This is a genomic window from Pantoea sp. 9140 (assembly GCF_000745295.1).
GTDB lineage: Bacteria > Pseudomonadota > Gammaproteobacteria > Enterobacterales > Enterobacteriaceae > Pantoea > Pantoea vagans.
On sequence record NZ_JQNO01000001.1, the window covers coordinates 243,826 to 264,692 of the forward strand.

At 57.4% G+C, this 20,867-nt stretch carries 7 protein-coding genes; all 7 read right to left on the bottom strand.

The genetic code is table 11. The features are described from left to right. Position 1 precedes the first annotated feature (1 nt). Positions 2-1,426: a fructose-specific PTS transporter subunit EIIC gene (locus FA92_RS01090; protein WP_033781747.1), complete on the bottom strand. Its 1,425-nt coding sequence runs from the start codon at positions 1,424-1,426 to the stop codon at positions 2-4. A 107-nt stretch (positions 1,427-1,533) separates the two neighbouring features. Next, on the bottom strand, positions 1,534-2,007 hold the full coding sequence (locus FA92_RS01095; protein WP_013359990.1) for a PTS sugar transporter subunit IIA: 474 nt from the start codon (positions 2,005-2,007) through the stop codon (positions 1,534-1,536). Positions 2,008-2,022: 15 nt separating this feature from the next. Continuing rightward, positions 2,023-3,540 carry a transcription antiterminator gene (locus tag FA92_RS01100; protein WP_239780511.1) on the bottom strand — a complete coding sequence of 506 codons (1,518 nt, stop codon included), beginning with the start codon at positions 3,538-3,540 and terminating at the stop codon, positions 2,023-2,025. Positions 3,541-3,794: 254 nt separating this feature from the next. Continuing rightward, complete coding sequence (locus tag FA92_RS01105; RefSeq protein WP_033781749.1) at positions 3,795-4,976, bottom strand: HlyD family efflux transporter periplasmic adaptor subunit; 1,182 nt, start codon at positions 4,974-4,976, stop codon at positions 3,795-3,797. Beyond that, positions 4,973-7,180 (bottom strand): type I secretion system permease/ATPase, encoded by a 2,208-nt coding sequence (locus tag FA92_RS01110; RefSeq protein WP_051926433.1) that lies wholly within the window; start codon positions 7,178-7,180, stop codon positions 4,973-4,975. Before FA92_RS01110 ends, FA92_RS01105 begins: the two co-directional genes overlap by 4 nt. 28 nt (positions 7,181-7,208) lie before the next feature. Then, positions 7,209-8,681: a TolC family outer membrane protein gene (locus FA92_RS01115; RefSeq protein ID WP_033781753.1), complete on the bottom strand. Its 1,473-nt coding sequence runs from the start codon at positions 8,679-8,681 to the stop codon at positions 7,209-7,211. A gap of 106 nt (positions 8,682-8,787) precedes the next feature. Next, on the bottom strand, positions 8,788-20,838 hold the full coding sequence (locus FA92_RS01120; RefSeq protein ID WP_239780512.1) for a BapA/Bap/LapF family large adhesin: 12,051 nt from the start codon (positions 20,836-20,838) through the stop codon (positions 8,788-8,790). Positions 20,839-20,867: the final 29 nt, after the last annotated feature.

Here is a 20,867-nt window from a genome sequence, read left to right on the forward strand (position 1 = left end):
TTTATCCTTGTTTTGCAGGAACGGAGATATCTTTTTTCAGAAACAGCAGGATCAGCGCTGTCAGCAGACTGCCTGCAGCAATCGCAAACAGATAAGCCATGACATGGCTGATCACGTTAGGAATGAAGATGACGAAAATGCCGCCGTGCGGCGCGCGGGAAGCACAGCCCAGCATCATTGACAGGGCGCCCGCTAAACCGGAACCCGCCACAATGGCCGGGATGACGCGCAGCGGATCGGCGACCGCAAAAGGGATAGCGCCTTCGGTAATGAAGGAGAGGCCGAGGATGTAGGTGACTTTGCCAGTCTCACGCTCCTGCTCGGTAAATTTGCGGCGGAAGAGGGTGGTCGCCAGCGCGATGCCCAGCGGCGGCACCATGCCCGCCGCCATACAGGCCGCAATCGGTCCATAAATGCCGCTCGACATCAGGCCGATCGCAAACATGCAGACGGTTTTATTCAGCGGGCCGCCCATATCAAAGGCCACCATCATGCCGAACAGCAGGCCGAGGATGGCTGCGTTGGTGTTACCCAGTGAACTGAGGAAGGCGGTCAGCCAGCCGAGCAGCATTTTGATGGGCTCACCAATCAGCAGCACCATCAGTGCGCCGGTCAGCAGCACGCTCAGCAGCGGCACGATTAAAATAGGTTTTAACCCGGCGACCGCTTTGGGCAGATGAATATGGTTGGTGATGAGTAGCGTGATATATCCGGCCAGAAAGCCGGCAATTAGCGCGCCAAGGAAGCCGGAGCCGGTGTGGATCGCCATCATTCCGCCCACCGCGCCTGCCACGATGCCCGCTTTGCCGCTGATGGACTGGCTGATCCCCAGCGCAAGAATCGGCAGCATCAGGGCAAAGGCCGAACCGCCGCCGATGTCAGAGAGCATCTTCGCTATCGGGCTGAAATTAGCGTCCCCTGGTGTGGCCGCCGTAATCCCGAATGAAAAGCTCAGGGCGATCAGAATGCCGCCAGCCACTACAAACGGGATCATCAGGTTCACACCGGTGATCAGGTGCACATAAAACTCTGAGATCCAGGAACGGGAACCTGACGCCTCGCGCGCGCTGTTAGCCGGTTCAGACGTATTGTTCTGAGGGGCGGAATCGACCAGCCTGGGCGCCAGTTCTCCGTTCACAATGGCGCTGAGTAATCCTTCAGCGTCTTTCGCGGCACGGGTGACGGGAACCTCGATCACGTTTTTGTGCTGGAAGCGCGCCATCTCAACTTTCTTATCTGCGGCGATTAACACCACGTCGGCCTGATGAATATCGTCGTCGCTGAAAATATATTCGCTCTCAATCGCGCCCTGGGTTTCAACTAATACATTCAGGCCCAGTTTTTTAGCCGCTTTTTTTAAATTACTTTCGGCAAGGTAGGTGTGGGCGACACCTGTAGGACAGGCGGTAATGGCAATGATATTCATAAACGTTCTCCAGTGAAAATTTTATATTTATGTTTTTCGGTCTGAAGGGATGGCTACAACCTGGAATACCTCCTTTATCTTTTATTTCATAAATAGCTTCGGTTTATTCAGGCCCCCGATCGGGATAGCAGTAAATGAAACATCTCTTCGCGGTGTTCCACATTCAGTAATTGTTCGACCACATCTTCATCACCTAGCGCGATGGATATTCTGGCGAGCATTTTGATATGTCCGACATCTTTATCAGACTCTTTCACTGCGAAAAGAATAACCAGCCGGACTTTGGTACCGTCAATAGTCTCCCAGGGAATATCCTGGCGTAAACGCCCGACGGCAATCCGGGTTTTGGCCACGGCAGCAGATTTGCCATGCGGAATAGCAATGTGATTTTCAAAACCTGTTGAGCCTAATTCCTCACGCAGATACACATCGTTCAGAAACGCAGCTTTATCAGTGACCGCGCCGCTCTGGCAGAGCAGGTCAGTCAGCTGAGAAATAATCTGTTCTTTTGTCTGGCAGTCGACATCGAGAATAATACATTCTTCTTTCAGGACTTCATTAATAGCTACAGCTGTCGTCATGTTGCTTCTCCATTATTAATTAATCGAATTCGATACCAGACACTCCGTTACTCTTGCGATATCTTTCGCTGAAAACAGGGCCGAGACATAGACCACCGGTTTTTCCAGCGGCTCCAGCCGGATGGTGGAGATCACCACGTCACACTCATGTCGTTTCAGGGAATCCGCGATGTTTTTCCCTGGCACGATGTCGATAATCTTCCAGTCGGGAAAGGCGCGGATAATCCGCCCGTAAAGCAGCTGTGAGGTGCCCAGACCGCTGGAGCAGACCAGCAATACCCGCTTGACCTTGATGCTGTTTTCGATGGCGGCCTGAATATGCACGGTCAGGTACGCCACCTCATCGTCACTGATCTCATCCAGGCTGAACTCCTCCGTCAGCTGGCTGATGACCGCTTTGACGGCGGCGAAGACCGTTCCCAGCTCGGTCCGGATATCATGCAGCAGCGGATTTTTAATCCGGATGTGATATCGGAGGCGGTTCAGCATCGGCTTGATATGCGAGGACAGCGAAGCCTGCAGGTTCTGGTCAGTGGTGATTTCGATGTTGATGCGCTGCGCTACGCGGGCAATCAGCGCCTCAGCAAAGCGGGTTTCACGTTCGGATATCAGCGAGTCATCATGCTGTGGCATCTCGCCGCCCGCCTTACCGGAGGAGACCAGATACTGATAGATAGAGTGAGACTCTTCAGCTACCAGTACCGTGTTGTAAGCGGTTTCGATGCGTTCTATCACTGCCAGCGAAACCTGCCAGGCGTGATGGTCGCTGACCCGGCTCATGGTCACCGCGCGGGCATCCGTCCTGTGCATCGGCGAATGACTCCGGTGAATCAGCACCAGGATATGGGTAAACAAATTAATGTAGTAAGGATCGCTAATCGTATACTGCAGTTGCTGTTCAATAAAATTAATTAATTGAAGGGTAAAGTGGACAGCCTGCTGACCAAATTTTTCTGAAAGCTCCTGCAACGTGCTTTCATCCAGACGGCTTTCCATCATGTCCTGACGGTTATAAATCGATTTTAATACCAGCGCTTTCATCGCCATGCGAATATTATGGTCACTGCCTTTTATGCTGGTGCCGACCCGACTTTTTAATAAGGTTAAATCAAACTGATGTAACCAGGCTTCTAATGTTTTTAAATCATTTACTATCGAAGCCCGGCTGATAAAATATTTGTCTGCCAGTTCACTGATCGATGAACTTCTGGGTGACAGCATTAACAGGTTTGACGCTATTTTCAGCATCCTGAAGTTGCTGCTGAAATCATCCGCTTCTGTTGAGAAAATCCGGCGTGCGGCTATTTCTGACTGTGCGTCAGCAAATTTAATTGTGATGCCTCTCCCACTTTTACCGCTGAGGCTGATCCCATGTTCAGACAGCTTTTCATTTATATCGGCAATGTCGCGGCGTAACGTCCGGGTGGTGATGGCTGTTTTTTCTGAAATAGCGTGCAGGCTCACATAACTGTTATGAGAAATAAGCTGTCGCATAATCGTCAGTTGTCGCTCAGTCAGCGCCTTCATCATCATCAGGGTCCGCTTAATCAGTTATTCACCTTGTCAGTTATCATCTAAGCAAAGGGACTATGCCATGTAAATATTAAAACATGGCCACAACCCGACGGTCAGGCTGACCACCTGAAAGTGAATTTTCGAAATATTTTGAGAGGAGGTTAAAGAATATCAGAACAGGGAAGTGGAAGATGAGTGGGTGCCTGATGGGCGGGGCAGGGCATGAAATCCGGTGTTAGCTGCCCCACCAGCAGGGGCAGCAAATCTTATGTTTACCTCTCCCGCAGCGCTTCTTTCGCCCGGTTCAGCGGTTTCATCAGATACTCCATGATGGTTTTACTGCCGGTATGGATCTCACCCATTGCGATCATCCCCGGATAAACCGGAAACTTTTTGCCCTTTTTATTGACCAGATAATCCTTATCGGTACGGATGTAGACGCGATAATAGTACTGGTCGCGATGCACTTCATCCTGAATGGTGTCGGGTGAAATAGAGGCCACTTTGCCCTCCAGACCGCCATAGATGTTGTAGTCATACGCGGTCAGCTTCACCACTGCACGCTGGCCGGGCGTGATAAAGGCGACATCGCGCGGGGCGATCTGCGCCTCAATCATCAGTTGCTCATCCAGCGGTACAATTTCCATCAGATTGCCGCGCTGCGGGATCACGCCGCCAACGGTGTTCACCTCGATATCTTTAACGATCCCTCTGACCGGCGTGACAACGACTGTGCGCTTCAGTGAGTCCGCTCGCCCGATGATAATGGAGCGTTGAGATGCCGCTTCGGCGTTGGCTTTCGCCAGCTCTTCACGGGCCTGCACAATATAGTTATTTTCCGCGTCGTTGAGCTTACTTTGCAGGTCGTTAGCCTGACGTTTCAGGCGCAGTACTTCCACGTTACTGGCCGCGCCTTTTGCCACCAGTGATGAGGTCAGCTGTAGTTCGCGGTTAATCAGACTCAGCGCTTCGGTCAGACCGCTGATGGTTTTGCTGTAGTTCTCACGACGCGAGTGGTAAAGCGCAGTCTCAGCAGCCACCAGTGGCGGATCCGCTAATACTTCCGGCGGAAAGGTCAGCGGCGTGCCTGCGGTCTCAGCCTGTAAGCGGGCCGCCGTCGCCAGCGCAGCACGTAAACGCGACGTGCTCTCCTGCACACCCGAGTCAATCTGGGTGGGATCCAGCAATGCCAGCACCTGACCCGCCTCAACCACATCGCCTTCGTGAACCTTCAGCTCTTTGAGGATCCCGCCCTCCAGTGACTGGATGATCTGCTCGTGTGAGCTGGGTACCACTTTCCCGACACCAACGGTGACTTCATCCAGTTCGAAGTTAGAAGCCCAGACAAAGAACAGCAGCAGCATGACCAGCACCGACATGATGATCAGACCGCCGGAAGAGACGCGCTGACGGGAACGCTGATGCTTCTTTTTACGGAATAAGGAGAAAATCATGCCTGTGCTCCCTGCGGTTTAACATTGACTTTGCCCTGATGAGGCGCGGCACTGGCTTCGGGCCGGGTAACCAGCATCTCTGCTTTTGAGCCATCCCGCGCGATCCTGCCTTTATCGATCAGCATGATGCGGTCAACCAGCTGCAATACCGCCGGGCGATGCGTGGCGATAATTAATGTGCGGTTGCCCATCCACGTCATCAGTCGTTCAATCAGATGTTTTTCAGCGGCATCATCCAGCCAGGCGGTCGGTTCATCCAGCAACAGCACGCTGGGCTGGCGGAGCAGGGTGCGTGCCAGCAGCAGCTGCTGGCGTTGTCCGCCAGACAAGCCTTTGCCGCCTTCCTGTAACAGATAATCCATGCCTTCCGGCAGGCGCTGAATAAAGTCGAGTGCGCCGCTGATCTCCAGGGCCTGAAGCATCTCCTCTTCCGTCGCCAGTGGCATGCCCAGGCGTAAGTTCTCGCGGATCGTGCCGTAGAACAGGGATGCGTTCTGGGTCAGCAGCCCGACGTCACGCCTTACATCCAGCGGGTCAATGGAGGAAAGCCGCACGCCATCCAGCAGCAGGGCACCTTCGCCCGGCTGCAACAGACCTGCCATCAGTTGCAACAGCGTTGATTTACCGGATCCGTTACGCCCCAACAGCGCCACTTTCTCACCCGCTTTAATGGTCAGCTTTTTCACCGTCAGCACCGGTTCAGGGGAGTTCGGGTCGTAGCGATAGATGACGTCAGAGAGAGCATATTCGCCGTTAATGCGCGGGCGATGAATGCGGATGCTGCGTTCTGGCTGATCGACCTCGCTGTTAAGCAGGTTCTCCAGTCCTTCACGCGCCACTTTGGCCTGCTGCCAGCGGCCAAATATCATCGCCAGCTGGCCCAGCGGTGCCATCATGCGTGACGCCAGCATCGAGCAGCCAATTAACACGCCGGTAGAGAGGTCACCGCTCATGGCAAAAAAGGCACCCACCAGCACCACGCTGACATAGGCAACGGTCTGGACTTCACTGGTCCAGCTCATCAGCAGGCCGCTGACAAAACGCTGCTTCTGTGAAGATTTACTGATCACCTCATTCAGGTGATTCCACTGGTTCTGAAAGTAGGGCTCTGCGCGCAGCAGCTTGATGTCATCCATGCCCTGTACGGTCTCAACCAGCATAGCGCTGCGCACTGCGGACTCGCGCATGGTCGCTTTGGAGAGCTTCGCCAGCGAACCCTGCGCCAGCAGGCCCGGAATAACAATCAGCGGAATCGCCGCCAGCGGAACCAGTACCAGCCATCCACCCAGTAGCCAGAGGATAAAAAGGAAGATGATTAAAAAAGGCAGATCGGCAATTGCTGAAATGGTGGTCGAGGTAATCAGCTCACGGATCTGTTCCAGCTCGCGGATCTGAGCAATAAACGATCCGGTCGATTTGGGACGCTGATCGTTACGGATCCGCAGCGCGTGACCAAAGACGCGATCGGAGATGCGCAGATCCGCGCTTTTACCGGCTGCATCAGAGATATGTGTGCGGATAATGCGCATCACAAACACGCAGGTCAGGGCAATCATGACGCCGCCAAACAGCACCCAGAGAGAGGGCACGGACTGGGAAGGGATTACCCGGTCATACACCTGCATGGTGAAGAGCATCGCTGAGAGGCCCAGCACGTTGGAGATCAGCGACGCAAACATCACGTTCACATAGGCTGGCCACTCACGAAGAATGGTCTGCCACAGCCAGTCAGCACGATGCGGCTTAATATAGTCATCCACCCGCGCATCCGGCACGGAAGACTCCGGCTTCGCCAGCAGTACGCGCTGTGCATGCTGCGAAAGATCTTCAATACTCAGCGTGGTCTGCAGCTGTTTTTCACCGCTCAGCATCACGCTGACCTGACCCTCTTCGCCCACCGTGGTGATGACGCCGACGCCGCGAGGACCGAAATCGACGATCAACGGCATGCGCCACGGATCGAGCTGATCCGGGTCAAACGCGTCAAAAATTACCAGCAGGCCGAGCTGGCGCGCCATATTTTCAATCAGGACATCCTGTGAAAGGTGCTGCATGTGCCATTCCGCTTCGCCTTTCACCCGCTCAGGTGAACCATCAAGGCGGTAATGTTTCGCCACCAGCAGCAGCGCGTCGAGCCAGGGGGTATAAGCCTTTTTAGCCTCAGGCTGTGCTGATGCATTTTCGCTGTCAGATATCGTGTTCATTATCATCTACTCTTAATTGCTGACAGAATTACGGCGCAATGCGCAGTCCCTGAATGACCTTATTATTTAAATCAAACGCTTCGCGTGCCATACCGGTTACTACCAGATAATTAACGGATGAGGCCCACAGGTCGCAGCGGGCATTAATTAAATCCTGCTGAGCACGGCTTATTTCCTGTTCGGCGTTAAGTAAGTCGAGTACGTTTCGGTTACCCAGTGATAAATATTGCTCACGATAAAGGGAGCGCGTCTCCATAATCGTTTTCATACGACGCGTCAGCAGGCTGATATTTTTTTGTAATCCCTTTACGCTCTGGAAATAATTCCGTTGCTGATCGCTGATCTCCAGTTTTTTACTGGCTATGGTGGTTCTGGCCGCTTCCAGCGCTCTGGCACTAGCGCTTTCCTGCGCCACTAATGCGCCGCCCTGATAAAGCGTACTGTTAACAGACAGATAAACGTTCTGGTACTGGCTATGGCGCTGATAATCCGCAATATCGCCGATATATTTATTAGTATTGGCTTCAAGCGATAAAGTGGGATAGCGCTGCGCTTTGTAATTACGTAACTCAGCCAGTGCCACGGCGGCATCGGCCTGGGCGACTAAAATAGTCGGGTTACGGTTTAAATCGATCCGGGCATTCTGACGCTCAATCAGCGGCAGCAGCGAGATCGGTGCGGATATTTTCTTTTCGGCAACCGGCTGTCCCAGCAATGATTGCAGATGGTATTTCTGCTGCTGGAGTTTGATTTCCAGATCCAGTTGCTCTGCCTGGGCGGCTTCAACGCGCGCCTGCGCCTGAACCGGATCCACCCGTGTGCTGGCACCGGCATCGGCACGCATTTGCGTCAGCGCCAGGATATCCTGCAGGGCTTTCACCTCTTTCCTGGAGTTATCAAGCAGCTGTGTCGAGCGATAAACGTCATTCAGTGCCAGTGCGGTTTGTTCGATAATGGTGTCGATTTGCATCAGAACAGTGGCCTGCTGGCGCAGATATTTCGCGCTGGCCTGATCGACCGCGCTGCCGGTTTTACCAAAGTCGTAAAGCATCTGAGAGAGGCCGACGGTGGCGATATGGCCGCTGCCTTCATCCTGCTGTCGACCGGTTGTGATACCCGCTTTTATAGAGGGCAGATAGCCCGCTTTTGCAGCATCAATGGTGAACCCTGATGACTCCAGCGTCGCAATGCTGCTGCTGATGGAGGGATGATGATTCACCGCCAGTTGGATAGCTGCCTGCCAGTCAGCCGGAAAGCTTTCAGCTCCGTTCGACGCCGCAGGCTGCATTTCAATTTCTGCCGGATTAATTTGTAATTTGTCTGCCAGCGCAGAGCCGCCTGCAGGTAAGGTTCCGGAATCCGGCGTTTTAGAAAATACGCCCCAGAAACCTGCCGGTGCTTCATTAATGGCTGGCTCGCTGCCTGAAAAAAGTTTTTGATCGGCAGCAAAAGAATATTGGGTAATAAGAATGCAGTGCAAAATGATAATAATTTTTTTCATGATGTTTAGATAATTAAATATATCTCCGTCATAAAAGGTGGCTTAAAACGCGGGGAAGTAGCAGGCTGGTATAAATAACCCAGCCTGCTTTTAATGCGGATATTAATTATCCGATGGTGATATCGTCTTCAATATATAACTGTACCACGGAGCCATCGGCTGCAGAACTGGTGTAATGGTTATAGTTAACCCCATTTGCCACTATTCCGTCTGCCTGCTCCCAGTTACCATTCAGCGTCACCGTGTCGCCATTTTCCCCTCTGACATATAACGTATTATCGTTATCAGTGACCTTCAGCAGACTTTCTGCACTTACGACCAGATTGTCTTTTCCGGCATCCGTCATCAGGTCGATGGTTTCGATATTGTTGACCCTGGCCGAGATATTACTGAGGTTCAGCGTTCCTGTGCCATGCCAGGCCAGCGTATCGTTACCCTCTGCACCGTTGATAGAGGTGAAATCGGTGTCATAGACTTCGAAAACATCTCCACCGCGGGTACCGGTGAAGGTGATCTCGCCGCCCGCACTGCCATCAACATCAACGCCCAGGTTAAAGCTCAGAGAAGCATTGCTGCCGTCTGACAGGGCATAGGTGAAGGTGTCAGTGTTGCCGCTGTGTGCATACGCATCATCCACCACGTAGCTGTAGTGACCCGCTTCATCGATAACCAGCGTGCCGTAGGCACCTTTGACACTCACCGCATCGTCAGTGATCGCGGTGGTTTCACCGTTCTGGCTCACCGATACCACGGTCAAATCGGCGGAGACATCCTCGATGGAACCAGCAAGATGCTCTGTCACTTCGTTGAATTGCAGACCCTGCTGAACATAGAGTTTGATTGCCGTGCCATCCAGCGCCGTGCTGGTGTAGAGGGTGTAGGTGATGTTATTCAGCGTTTCCACGCCGTTAACGGTCCACACGCCCTGCAGTGAAAGGGAGTCATTGCTGCCACCCCTGACATACAGCACATTGCTGGCATCCGTGATTTTCTCAATATCATCTGCACCAATCAGCAGCGCCGTTGCCTGGGCGTTATCCTGCAGATCGATGATTTCGATATTGTTCACTTTGTCCGCAATCTCACTGACATTCAGCTCGCCTGTGCCATTCCAGACCAGCGTATCCTGACCCGACTTCCCGTCCACCGAGGTGAACTGAGTGTCGTGAACGGTGAAGCTGTCATCGCCAACGGTACCGGCAAAGATCAGCGCGCCACCTTCAGAGCCATCCACGGAGACACCCAGCGTGATCACCAGATTTTTGGTGCTTCCATCCGCGAGAACATAGGTGAATGAATCTTCGCTGCCGGTCAGTTTGATTACCGAGTCGCTATTCAGTGTGTAGCTATAGCTGCCATCGTTCTTAATCGTCAGCGTGCCGTAAGTACCCGCGATAGTGGTTCCTGCAGCGGCAACCAACGTATAGCTTGCGGCACCGGTCACAATACCCGCCGTTATCGACGTCACTACCAGCGAACTGTCACTGGTGCTGTCGCTGGTAAAGACCGAACCATTGACGCTGGAACTGGTGCTGACTTTATAGTCGGTGGTGCTGACGATGTTCACTGCCACTTTCACGGTGAGCGCGTCATAGCTGGTAGACCACAGGAAGCCAGGATGTCCGGACTGCGTGCTGTCGACCACGATGCGGTAGGTTCCCGCATTCTGACCCGCCAGCGAAACATTCAGCGGACTACCGCTGGTGATCGCCTGTGTGCCGGTGGTCACGTTGTCCCAGCGCAGCGTCTGCTCGTTGTAAACCTGCAACGACCAGTTCACCGAAACGGTATTGCTGGCATTGATCGACGCCCCGGTCACGCTGACGTTAATCTCCTGCAGATCGCTGATGCTGTTAACCGTGAAGCTTTCACTGGTAAAGCTGCTGGTTGCGGTGTTCATCGTGGTGCTTTGCGCCACGCTGTCGCTGAGCAGGGCAACATCGCCCGTTACGTCGGCCGCATTGTTTTCAGACGCGGTTTCGGTGCTGCTCAGTTTCATGTCGCGATCAACATAGAGATTCACCGTCTGACCATCAGCGGTGGTACCCACGTAATGAACATAATCCACATTGTTGACCACTTCACTGCCTGACAGCGTCCAGCTACCAGAGAGCGTCAGTGTGTCTGTGATGGCACCTTTAACAAACAACGTGTTATCAGCATCGGTGATGTCCGCCACGTTTTGCGCGGTGACAACCAGATTATTCACTGCACTGTCATTCACCAGCTCGATCTCTTCGATGTTACTGATTTTGGACTGCAGATCGCTGAGTGTGAGTGTGCCCGTACCGCTCCACACCAGGGTATCCAGACCTTCACCGCCATCAATATGGGTAAAGTTGGTATCGCTCACGTTAAAGATATCGTCGCTTGCTGTACCGGTTACATCCTGCGCAGCGGTAACGGTATATTCCGTCCCATTCTGGCTATCCGTATAGGTGGCTGAAGAGAGATTAACCCCCTGCTGCACGTAGATATCGACCAGGGTACCGGCAGCAGTGGTGCTGGTGTAGTGCGTGTAAGGGATGCTGTCGACAATCACCGTACCACTGTTGATCCAGGTGCCTTCCAGCGTCACGCTGTCGCCAGCGATTCCCTTGATATAGAGAGCATTACTTTCGCTGGTGACATCTTCCACGCTCTGCGCATCCAGTACCAGGTTGTCACTGCTTGTGGTTGAGGTCAGCATGATTGATTCGATATTGCTGACTTTCGCCGCGACGTCGCTCAAGACCAGCTGGCCATTGCCATGCCATGCCAGTGTATCGTCGCCAGCCGCGCCATCTACCGAGGCGAAGCTGGTGTCATACACATCAAACACATCATTGACTTCAGTGCCGTGGAACACCAGCGCACCGCCATTGCTGCCGTTGACTTCAACACCCAGATGGATCGTAACGGTAGCATTAACCACTTCACCATTGGCCCCTTTCAGCGCATAGGTGAAGACGTCTTCAGAGCCGGCTGGCAGTGTAGTCGTGGCAGGGGTGTAGGTATAAGCACCGTTGTTATAGATCACCAGGGTGCCATACTGACCCGCTATGGAGACGCCACTTTCGGTGACCCAGGTATAACTGTCATCGACCGTTACATCGCTGGTGCTGTCACCGGCCTTGGCATACATCCGTGTATAAATAGAGCTGAGCTTATCAACTGCACCGTCTGTGCCTTCGTCGGTCAGCACGTTGCCGGTTGCGACCTCATTCGCGGTGATAACGTACTCGGTGGGGCTGACTGTCTGAACTGACATATCCAGTTTCACCACGTTTGTTGCGCCAGTTGTTGAAATCGCCACGCGGTAGGTCCCCTCACCCAGGCCGTCCAGCAGCGACGACATCTCCAGGTTCTGGATAACTTCTTCATTGTGCTGTCCGGCTGCTACGACGGCAGTCTGCGTTTTCACCGTGGTCCATGTGCCATCACTATTCTGCATTTGCACGGCATAAGTGATGTTCAATGGTGAGTCAAAGTTGTTGCCAAATAATCCCCACTCGGTGGTTAGCGTCAGCGAACCGGTAACCAGGTCGTCATTCCCTGCCAGGGTAAAGGTCGAACTGTAGTTCTCGGTCCCGCCTGCGACCAGCTTAACGTCGGTATTCGTCGCGCTGGATGACTCGTAAGTCACCGTAACGCTGGCATTCGCCTCGTTGCTGGAAGCGATATCCGTAACGGCTGTTGCGGAAGGATCGGTAGCATCCCAGCTCAGATCCAGCGCTTCGTTTGTTGTACCAATCTGTACGTGAATCTGGGCTGATGAGCTCAGACCCGTCGCAGAGTCAGTAATGGTATAGGTAAACGAATCCACCTTACCGATGCTGTCCATGGATGAGATCGGGGTATAGACATAGCTGCCATCAGCGTTGATGACCAGCGTGCCATACTGACCGACCAGCGTGGCGGTTTTGGTGGTTGCATCCAGCGTGACAGAGGTCACGGTGCCATCACTGTTGGTCACGCTCGCCGCGCTCACAGAGGTGTAGGCACTGTGCGGAATACCATCTGCACCATAAACGCTGTCAACGTCTGTTATCACATTGCCGGTTGCGGTGGTGTAGTCGGTCGGTGTGCCCTGTTCCGCCAGCGTATAGACGGTTTTAGAGGCGTCCAGGTTAAAGCTTACGCCGACGTTAATACCGCTGGTGGTGTAAACCAGCTGATACTGGCCGGCAGTCAGCCCGGTTAGCGTGATGGTGGAAGTCGATGCGCCCAGTCCAAACATGCCAAACAGGTTTCCGCTGTTCTCTTCAGACACGGTGATCCAGGTGCTGGTTGACGAGTCATACTTCTGCAACACCAGTGTCGAGTTACTGGCGACGTTAACGAAGGCAGAAGAAGTCGCGGTTACATCAAGATCGATAATGGTGCCGTCTGCGACCACAATCGGATCACTGACGATCTTATTGTTGAACGCGATTAACCCGCCGTCCTGCAGGATGGTTCCCAGATCCTCACTGACATCAACCGGATAGGTAAAGCCTACCGCGGCACCTGAGCTGACATTGTCGGAGGCCGTCAGCGTAATGGCCTGCACATTCAGATCCAGCGTGCCGGATGGATCGCTGCTGTTGCCTGCCGCGTCTGTGACAGTAAAGGTCACTTCATGGCTGCCATCATACAATCCGTCAGTGGCGGTGAAAGTCCAACTGCCATCTTCGGCGACGGTGGTTTCACCGACAACCTGGCCTTTGTCGTACATCGTGACAGTGGTACCCGGCTCAAGATCGCTGCCGCTGAAGGTGAGTTTGCTGTCGCTCTGGATTTCTGCTGTATCGATAGCCGCACCCACTTCATCCGTGATGATCACGTTAGTAATGTCCACGCCTTCAGGTGCAACAGAGTCCACGACATAGCTGACAGCCTCAGATTCACCGCTGCTGTTACCTGCAGCGTCGACTGCCTCAAACGTAAAGCTGTGATCACCATCAGTCAGCGCTTCAGACGGCGTGAATGACCAGTTGCCGTCATCTGCAACCTGCGCTTCACCCAATACCACATCATTATCGCGAACGATAACGGTGGTGCCTGCTTCCAGTCCTGAGGCACTGAAGGTCGGCGTGGTGTCACTGATCGCGCTGCCAGCAGCTAACGCATTGCCAGCATCATCAGAGACGACCACTGCGGCCAGATCAATGATCTCTGGCGCAACGGTGTCGACCACGACGTTAACGGTGTCTGTACGGGTATTTCCTTCCGCATCTGTTACGGTCACGATTAATGCATGGTTACCGTCAGCCAGCGCTGTATCAGGCCTAAAGCTCCAGCTTCCGTCCTTAGCAACCACGACACTGCCCAGCACAGTTTCACCATCGGCGATGGTGACTGTTACGCCTGGCGTCTGATCCTGGCCGCTAAAGGTCGGTGTGCTGTCGTTAATGGCTTCACCATTCACAATTACATTGCCGGCATCATCGGTAACCACAACACCTGTGTTGATACCTTTAGTTGCGGAGATTGACAGGTCCAGCGCTTTAGATACGCCACTGCTGTTACCGACTGCATCGGTGACTTCGAATGTGAACTGATGTTCACCATCGTCAAGCGAGGTTGAAGGCGTAAAGGACCAGCTGCCATCTTCGCTGACTGTAGTTTCACCCAATACGGTTTCACCATCGCGAATAATCACGGTCGCGCCCGGCTCCAGCGCTGTACCACTGAAGGTTGGCGTGTTATCTGCTGTGATACCGGCTGCGGTGATGGTGGCACCGTCGTTATCGACCATCGTGACCGTAGAGATATCAACCCCTTCCGGCGGTGTGGTATCGACAGTGACGTTGAAGACGCCGCTGGCACTGACGCCCTGTGGATCGGTAACGGTGACCTCGATGGCATGCGCACCGTCAATCAATCCAGCGGTTGGTGTGAAGGTCCAGTTGCCATCTGCGCCTACAGTCACAGTAGTCAGCGTGGTATCGCCGTCTGCGATGACAATCGTGGTTCCAGGTTCAAAGTTTTTACCATTGAACGTTGGCGTACTGTCACTGATGGTGTCGCCATCCAGAATAGCGGTCCCTTTATCATCAACGATTTCCATAGACGGCGCGGTTTGCACCACGACATTAATGGTGTCATTGACATGATTACCGTTGGCATCTGTACCGTCGACAACCAGGGTCTGCTCGCCGTCGGCCAGCGCGGTATCCGGTGTAAAGGTCCAGTTACCGTCGGCGTCGACAGTGGCGGTGCCGAGTTCGGCGTCGCCATCCGAGACGGTCACGGTGGAGCCCGGCTCCATGCCGCCGCCGCTGAGGGTCGGGGTGCTGTCGCTGGTGGTCGCACCGTCAGCGACCGGATTACCGGCGTCGTCGGTCAGGCCCGGTACGGTGGCGCTGGTGTCGACGGTCACGTTCACGGTGCCGTTCATGACATTACCGTTAGCGTCGGTACCGTCAACGACCAGGGCGTGCTCGCCGTCTGCCAGCGGTGCGTCCGGCGTGAAGGTCCAGTTGCCGTCCGCATCGACGGTAGCGGTGCCGATTTCAGCGTCGCCGTCCGAGACGGTCACGGTGGAACCCGGCTGCATGCCGCCGCCGCTGAGGGTCGGGGTGCTGTCGCTGGTAATGCTGCCGTCGGCGACCGGATTACCGGCGTCGTCGGTCAGGCCCGGTACGGTGGCGCTGGTGTCAACGGTGATATTCACGGTGTCGTTTACCGCATTACCGTTCGCATCGGTGCCGTCGATCACAAGCGCGTGTTCTCCGTCGGCCAGTGCGCTATCCGGCGTAAAGGTCCAGTTGCCGTCCTCGCCCACGGTGGCGGTGCCGAGCTCGGTGTCGCCGTCGGAGACGGTCACGGTGGAGCCCGGCTCCATGCCGCCGCCGCTGAGGGTCGGGGTGCTGTCGCTGGTGGTCGCACCGTCGGCGACCGGATTACCGGCGTCGTCGGTCAGGCCCGGCGCGGTGGCGCTGGTGTCGACGGTCACGTTCACGGTGTCGTTTACCGCGTTACCGTTCGCGTCGGTACCGTCAACGACCAGGGCGTGCTCGCCGTCGGCCAGCGGGGCGTCCGGGGTGAAGCTCCAGCTGCCGTCCTCGCCCACGGTGGCGGTGCCGAGCTCGGTGTCGCCGTCGGAGACGGTTACGGTGGAGCCGGGCTGCATGCCGCCGCCGTTAATGGTCGGGGTGCTGTCGCTGGTGGTCGCACCGTCGGCGACCGGGTTGCCGGCGTCGTCGGTCAGGCCCGGCGCGGTGGCGCTGGTGTCGATGATGACCTCTACAGAATTGCTGACGTTGTTGCCGTTGGCATCGATACCACCAGTGATAAGCGTGTGTTCGCCATCGTCCAGCGCAGTATCTGGCGTAAACGTCCAGTTGCCGTCGGCGTCCACGGTAGCTTCGCCGATTGGCGTGCTGCCGTCGGTAATGACCACGGTGGAGCCGGGCTGCATGCCGCCGCCGCTGAGGGTCGGGGTGCTGTCGCTGGTGGTCGCACCGTCGGCGACCGGGTTACCGGCGTCGTCGGTCAGGCCCGGTACGGTGGCGCTGGTGTCAACGGTGATATTCACGGTGTCGTTTACCGCATTACCGTTCGCATCGGTGCCGTCGATCACAAGCGCGTGCTCGCCGTCGGCCAGCGGTGCATCCGGTGTGAAGGTCCAGTTGCCGTCCGCGTCAACGGTGGCGGTGCCGATTTCAGCATCGCCGTCAGAGACGGTCACGGTAGAGCCGGGCTGCATGCCGCCGCCGCCAATCGTTGGCGTGCTGTCGCTGGTGGTGCTGCCGTCGGCGACCGGGTTACCGGCGTCGTCGGTCATGCCGGGCACGGTTTCGCTGGTATCGATGATGACGTCGACGGTGCTGCTGCTGGCGTTGCCGTTTGCATCGGTGCCGTCAACGACCAGCGCGTGCTCGCCGTCGGCCAGCGGTGCGTCCGGCGTAAAGGTCCAGCTGCCGTCCTCGCCGACGGTGGCGGTGCCGAGTTCGCTGTTGCCGTCGGAGATCACCACGGTAGAGCCCGGCTGCATGCCGCCCCCGCCAATCGTTGGCGTGCTGTCGCTGGTGGTCGCGCCGTCAGCCACCGGATTACCGGCGTCGTCGGTCAGGCCCGGCACGGTTTCGCTGGTGTCGATGATTACGTCGACGGTGCTGCTGCTGGCGTTGCCGTTTGCATCGGTGCCGTCGATGACGAGGGCGTGCTCGCCGTCGTCCAGCGGCGCGTCCGGCGTGAAGGTCCAGCTGCCGTCCGCATCGACGGTGGCGGTGCCGAGTTCGCTGTTGCCGTCGGAGATCACCACGGTAGAGCCGGGCTGCATGCCGCCGCCGTTAATGGTAGGGGTGCTGTCGCTGGTGCTTGCGCCGTCGGCGACCGGGTTACCGGCATCGTCGGTCAGGCCCGGCACGGTGGCGCTGGTGTCGACGGTCACGTTCACGGTGTCGTTCACCGCGTTACCGTTCGCATCGGTGCCGTCGATCACAAGAGCGTGCTCGCCGTCGTCCAGCGGGGCATCCGGCGTAAAGGTCCAGCTGCCGTCCTCGCCCACGGTGGCGGTGCCGAGTTCGCTGTCGCCGTCAGAGACGGTCACGGTTGAGCCCGGCTCCATGCCGCCGCCGCTGATCGTCGGGGTGCTGTCGCTGGTGGTCGCACCGTCGGCGACCGGGTTACCGGCGTCGTCGGTCAGGCCCGGCGCGGTGGCGCTGGTGTCGACGGTGACGTTCACGGTGTCGTTCACCGCGTTGCCGTTCGCGTCGGTGCCGTCAATGACCAGAGCATGCTCGCCGTCGTCCAGCGGCGCATCGGGCGTGAAGGTCCAGCTGCCGTCCTCGCCGACGGTGGCGGTGCCGAGTTCGCTGTTGCCGTCGGAGATCACCACGGTGGAGCCGGGCTGCATGCCATCACCGCCAATCGTTGGTGTGCTGTCGCTGGTGGTGCTGCCGTCGGCGACCGGATTACCGGTGTCGTCGGTCATGCCCGGGACGGTCTCGCTGGTGTCGACAGTGACGTCGACGGTGCTGCTGCTGGCGTTGCCGTTTGCGTCGGTGCCGTCGATGACGAGGGCGTGCTCGCCGTCGTCCAGCGGCGCGTCCGGGGTGAAGCTCCAGCTGCCGTCCGCATCGACGGTGGCGGTGCCGAGTTCGCTGTTGCCGTCGGAGATCACCACAGTAGAGCCGGGCTGCATGCCGCCGCCGTTAATGGTAGGGGTGCTGTCGCTGGTGCTTGCGCCGTCGGCGACCGGGTTACCGGCATCGTCGGTCAGGCCCGGCACGGTGGCGCTGGTGTCGACGGTCACGTTCACGGTGTCGTTCACCGCGTTGCCGTTCGCGTCGGTGCCGTCAACGACCAGGGCGTGCTCGCCGTCAGCAAGCGGGGCGTCAGGTGTGAAGGTCCAGTTGCCGTCCGCGTCCACGGTGGCGGTGCCGATTTCAGCATCGCCGTCAGAGACGGTCACGGTAGAGCCGGGCTGCATGCCGCCGCCGCCAATCGTTGGCGTGCTGTCGCTGGTGGTGCTGCCGTCGGCGACCGGGTTACCGGCGTCGTCGGTCATGCCGGGCACGGTTTCGCTGGTATCGATGATGACGTCGACGGTGCTGCTGCTGGCGTTGCCGTTTGCATCGGTGCCGTCAACGACCAGCGCGTGCTCGCCGTCGTCCAGCGGGGCGTCCGGCGTGAAGGTCCAGCTGCCGTCGGCGTCCACGGTGGCGGTGCCAAGGTCGGTGTCGCCGTCGGAGATCACCACGGTAGAGCCGGGCTGCATGCCGCCGCCGCTGAGGGTCGGCGTGCTGTCGCTGGTGCTGCTGCCGTCGGCGACCGGGTTACCGGCGTCGTCGGTCAGGCCCGGCGCGGTGGCGCTGGTGTCGACGTTCACGTTCACGGTGTCGTTCACCGCATTGCCGTCCGCATCGGTGCCGTCGATCACAAGAGCGTGCTCGCCGTCGTCCAGCGGAGCATCCGGGGTGAAGGTCCAGCTGCCGTCCGCATCGACGGTGGCGGTGCCGAGTTCGCTGTCGCCGTCAGAGACGGTCACGGTGGATCCGGGCTGCATGCCGCCGCCGCCAATCGTTGGCGTGCTGTCGCTGGTGGTACTGCCATCGGCCACTGCGTTACCGGCGTCGTCGGTCAGGCCGGGCGCGGTGGCGCTGGTGTCGACGTTCACGTTCACGGTGTCGTTCATGACATTACCGTTAGCGTCGGTACCGTCAACGACCAGGGCGTGCTCGCTGTCTGCCAGCGGTGTGTCCGGCGTGAAGGTCCAGTTGCCGTCCGCATCGACGGTGGCGGTGCCGAGGTCGGTGTCGCCGTCCGAGACGGTCACGGTGGAACCCGGCTCCATGCCGCCGCCGTTAATGGTCGGGGTGCTGTCGCTGGTGCTGCTGCCGTCGGCGACCGGATTACCGGCGTCGTCGGTCAGACCCGGTACGGTGGCGCTGGTGTCAACGGTCACGTTCACGGTGTCGTTCACCGCGTTGCCGTTCGCGTCGGTGCCGTCAACGACCAGCGCGTGCTCGCCGTCGTCCAGCGGAGCATCCGGCGTAAAGGTCCAGTTACCGTCCGCGTCCACGGTGGCGGTGCCGATTTCAGCATCGCCGTCAGAGACGGTCACGGTAGAGCCGGGCTGCATGCCGCCGCCGCCAATCGTTGGCGTGCTGTCGCTGGTGGTGCTGCCGTCGGCGACCGGGTTACCGGCGTCGTCGGTCATGCCGGGCACGGTTTCGCTGGTATCGATGATGACGTCGACGGTGCTGCTGCTGGCGTTGCCGTTTGCATCGGTGCCGTCAACGACCAGCGCGTGCTCGCCGTCGGCCAGCGGTGCGTCCGGCGTAAAGGTCCAGCTGCCGTCCTCGCCGACGGTGGCGGTGCCGAGTTCGCTGTTGCCGTCGGAGACGGTCACGGTGGAGCCGGGCTGCATGCCATCACCGCCAATCGTTGGTGTGCTGTCGCTGGTGGTCGCACCGTCGGCGACCGGGTTACCGGCGTCGTCGGTCAGGCCCGGCGCGGTGGCGCTGGTGTCGACGGTGACGTTCACGGTGTCGTTCACCGCATTACCGTTCGCGTCGGTGCCGTCAATGACGAGGGCGTGCTCGCCGTCGTCCAGCGGGGCGTCCGGCGTGAAGGTCCAGCTGCCGTCGGCGTCCACGGTGGCGGTGCCGAGCTCGGTGTCTCCGTCGGAGACGGTTACGGTGGAACCCGGCTCCATGCCGCCGCCGTTAATGGTCGGGGTGCTGTCGCTGGTGCTGCTGCCGTCGGCGACCGGATTACCGGCGTCGTCGGTCAGACCCGGTACGGTAGCGCTGGTGTCAACGGTCACGTTCACGGTGTCGTTCACCGCGTTGCCGTTCGCGTCGGTGCCGTCAACGACCAGCGCGTGCTCGCCGTCGTCCAGCGGAGCATCCGGCGTAAAGGTCCAGTTGCCGTCCGCGTCCACGGTGGCGGTGCCGATTTCAGCATCGCCGTCAGAGACGGTCACGGTAGAGCCGGGCTGCATGCCGCCGCCGCCAATCGTTGGCGTGCTGTCGCTGGTGTTGCTGCCGTCGGCGACCGGGTTACCAGCGTCGTCGGTCATGCCGGGCACGGTTTCGCTAGTATCGATGATGACGTCGACGGTGCTGCTGCTGGCGTTGCCGTTTGCATCGGTGCCGTCAACGACCAGCGCGTGCTCGCCGTCACCAAGCGGGGCGTCAGGTGTGAAGGTCCAGTTGCCGTCCGCGTCCACGGTGGCGGTGCCGAGGTCGGTGTCGCCGTCGGAGACGGTCACGGTGGAGCCGGGCTCCATGCCGCCGCCGCTGAGGGTCGGCGTGCTGTCGCTGGTGGTCGCACCGCCAGTAACTGGGTTACCGGCGTCGTCGACGAGAGAGGGCGTTGTGGCAGGAATAACGCTGGCAGCACTATTGTCTTCACCGGTTGCTGCAGCATTGTCTTCATTCGCTGCTACAGAGTTGTTATTTCTTGAACCCCCACTGCCACCAGAGTTTGACGCTGCAGCCACACCAATCAATGCAGCCAGACCACCTAAAACACCACCCGCTACATAGACATTGTCCGCTATAAGGGGATCCGTCGAGGTCGAAACAAGTTCATATACGCTATTCGTCGCATCATAGTCATACGCATAGATCACACCGTCCGAACCAGAGGCTGTCATGACTGGCATTTCTTCTGCGCTGACGTTTTGCAGGACGATGTCATACTGCTCACCCGTGACATTATCCACCAGCTTAAATTTCATCTGGCCATTCGCTTTTGACGCAATGATCT

Excerpts from the sequence above, each read along its gene's own strand:
- FA92_RS01090 (WP_033781747.1), bottom strand. The coding sequence starts at position 1,426 with ATGAATATCATTGCCATTACCGCCTGTCCTACAGGTGTCGCCCACACC.
- FA92_RS01095 (WP_013359990.1), bottom strand. The coding sequence starts at position 2,007 with ATGACGACAGCTGTAGCTATTAATGAAGTCCTGAAAGAAGAATGTATT.
- FA92_RS01100 (WP_239780511.1), bottom strand. The coding sequence starts at position 3,540 with ATGATGATGAAGGCGCTGACTGAGCGACAACTGACGATTATGCGACAG.
- FA92_RS01105 (WP_033781749.1), bottom strand. The coding sequence starts at position 4,976 with ATGATTTTCTCCTTATTCCGTAAAAAGAAGCATCAGCGTTCCCGTCAG.
- FA92_RS01110 (WP_051926433.1), bottom strand. The coding sequence starts at position 7,180 with ATGAACACGATATCTGACAGCGAAAATGCATCAGCACAGCCTGAGGCT.
- FA92_RS01115 (WP_033781753.1), bottom strand. The coding sequence starts at position 8,681 with ATGAAAAAAATTATTATCATTTTGCACTGCATTCTTATTACCCAATAT.
- FA92_RS01120 (WP_239780512.1), bottom strand. The coding sequence starts at position 20,838 with ATGAAATTTAAGCTGGTGGATAATGTCACGGGTGAGCAGTATGACATC.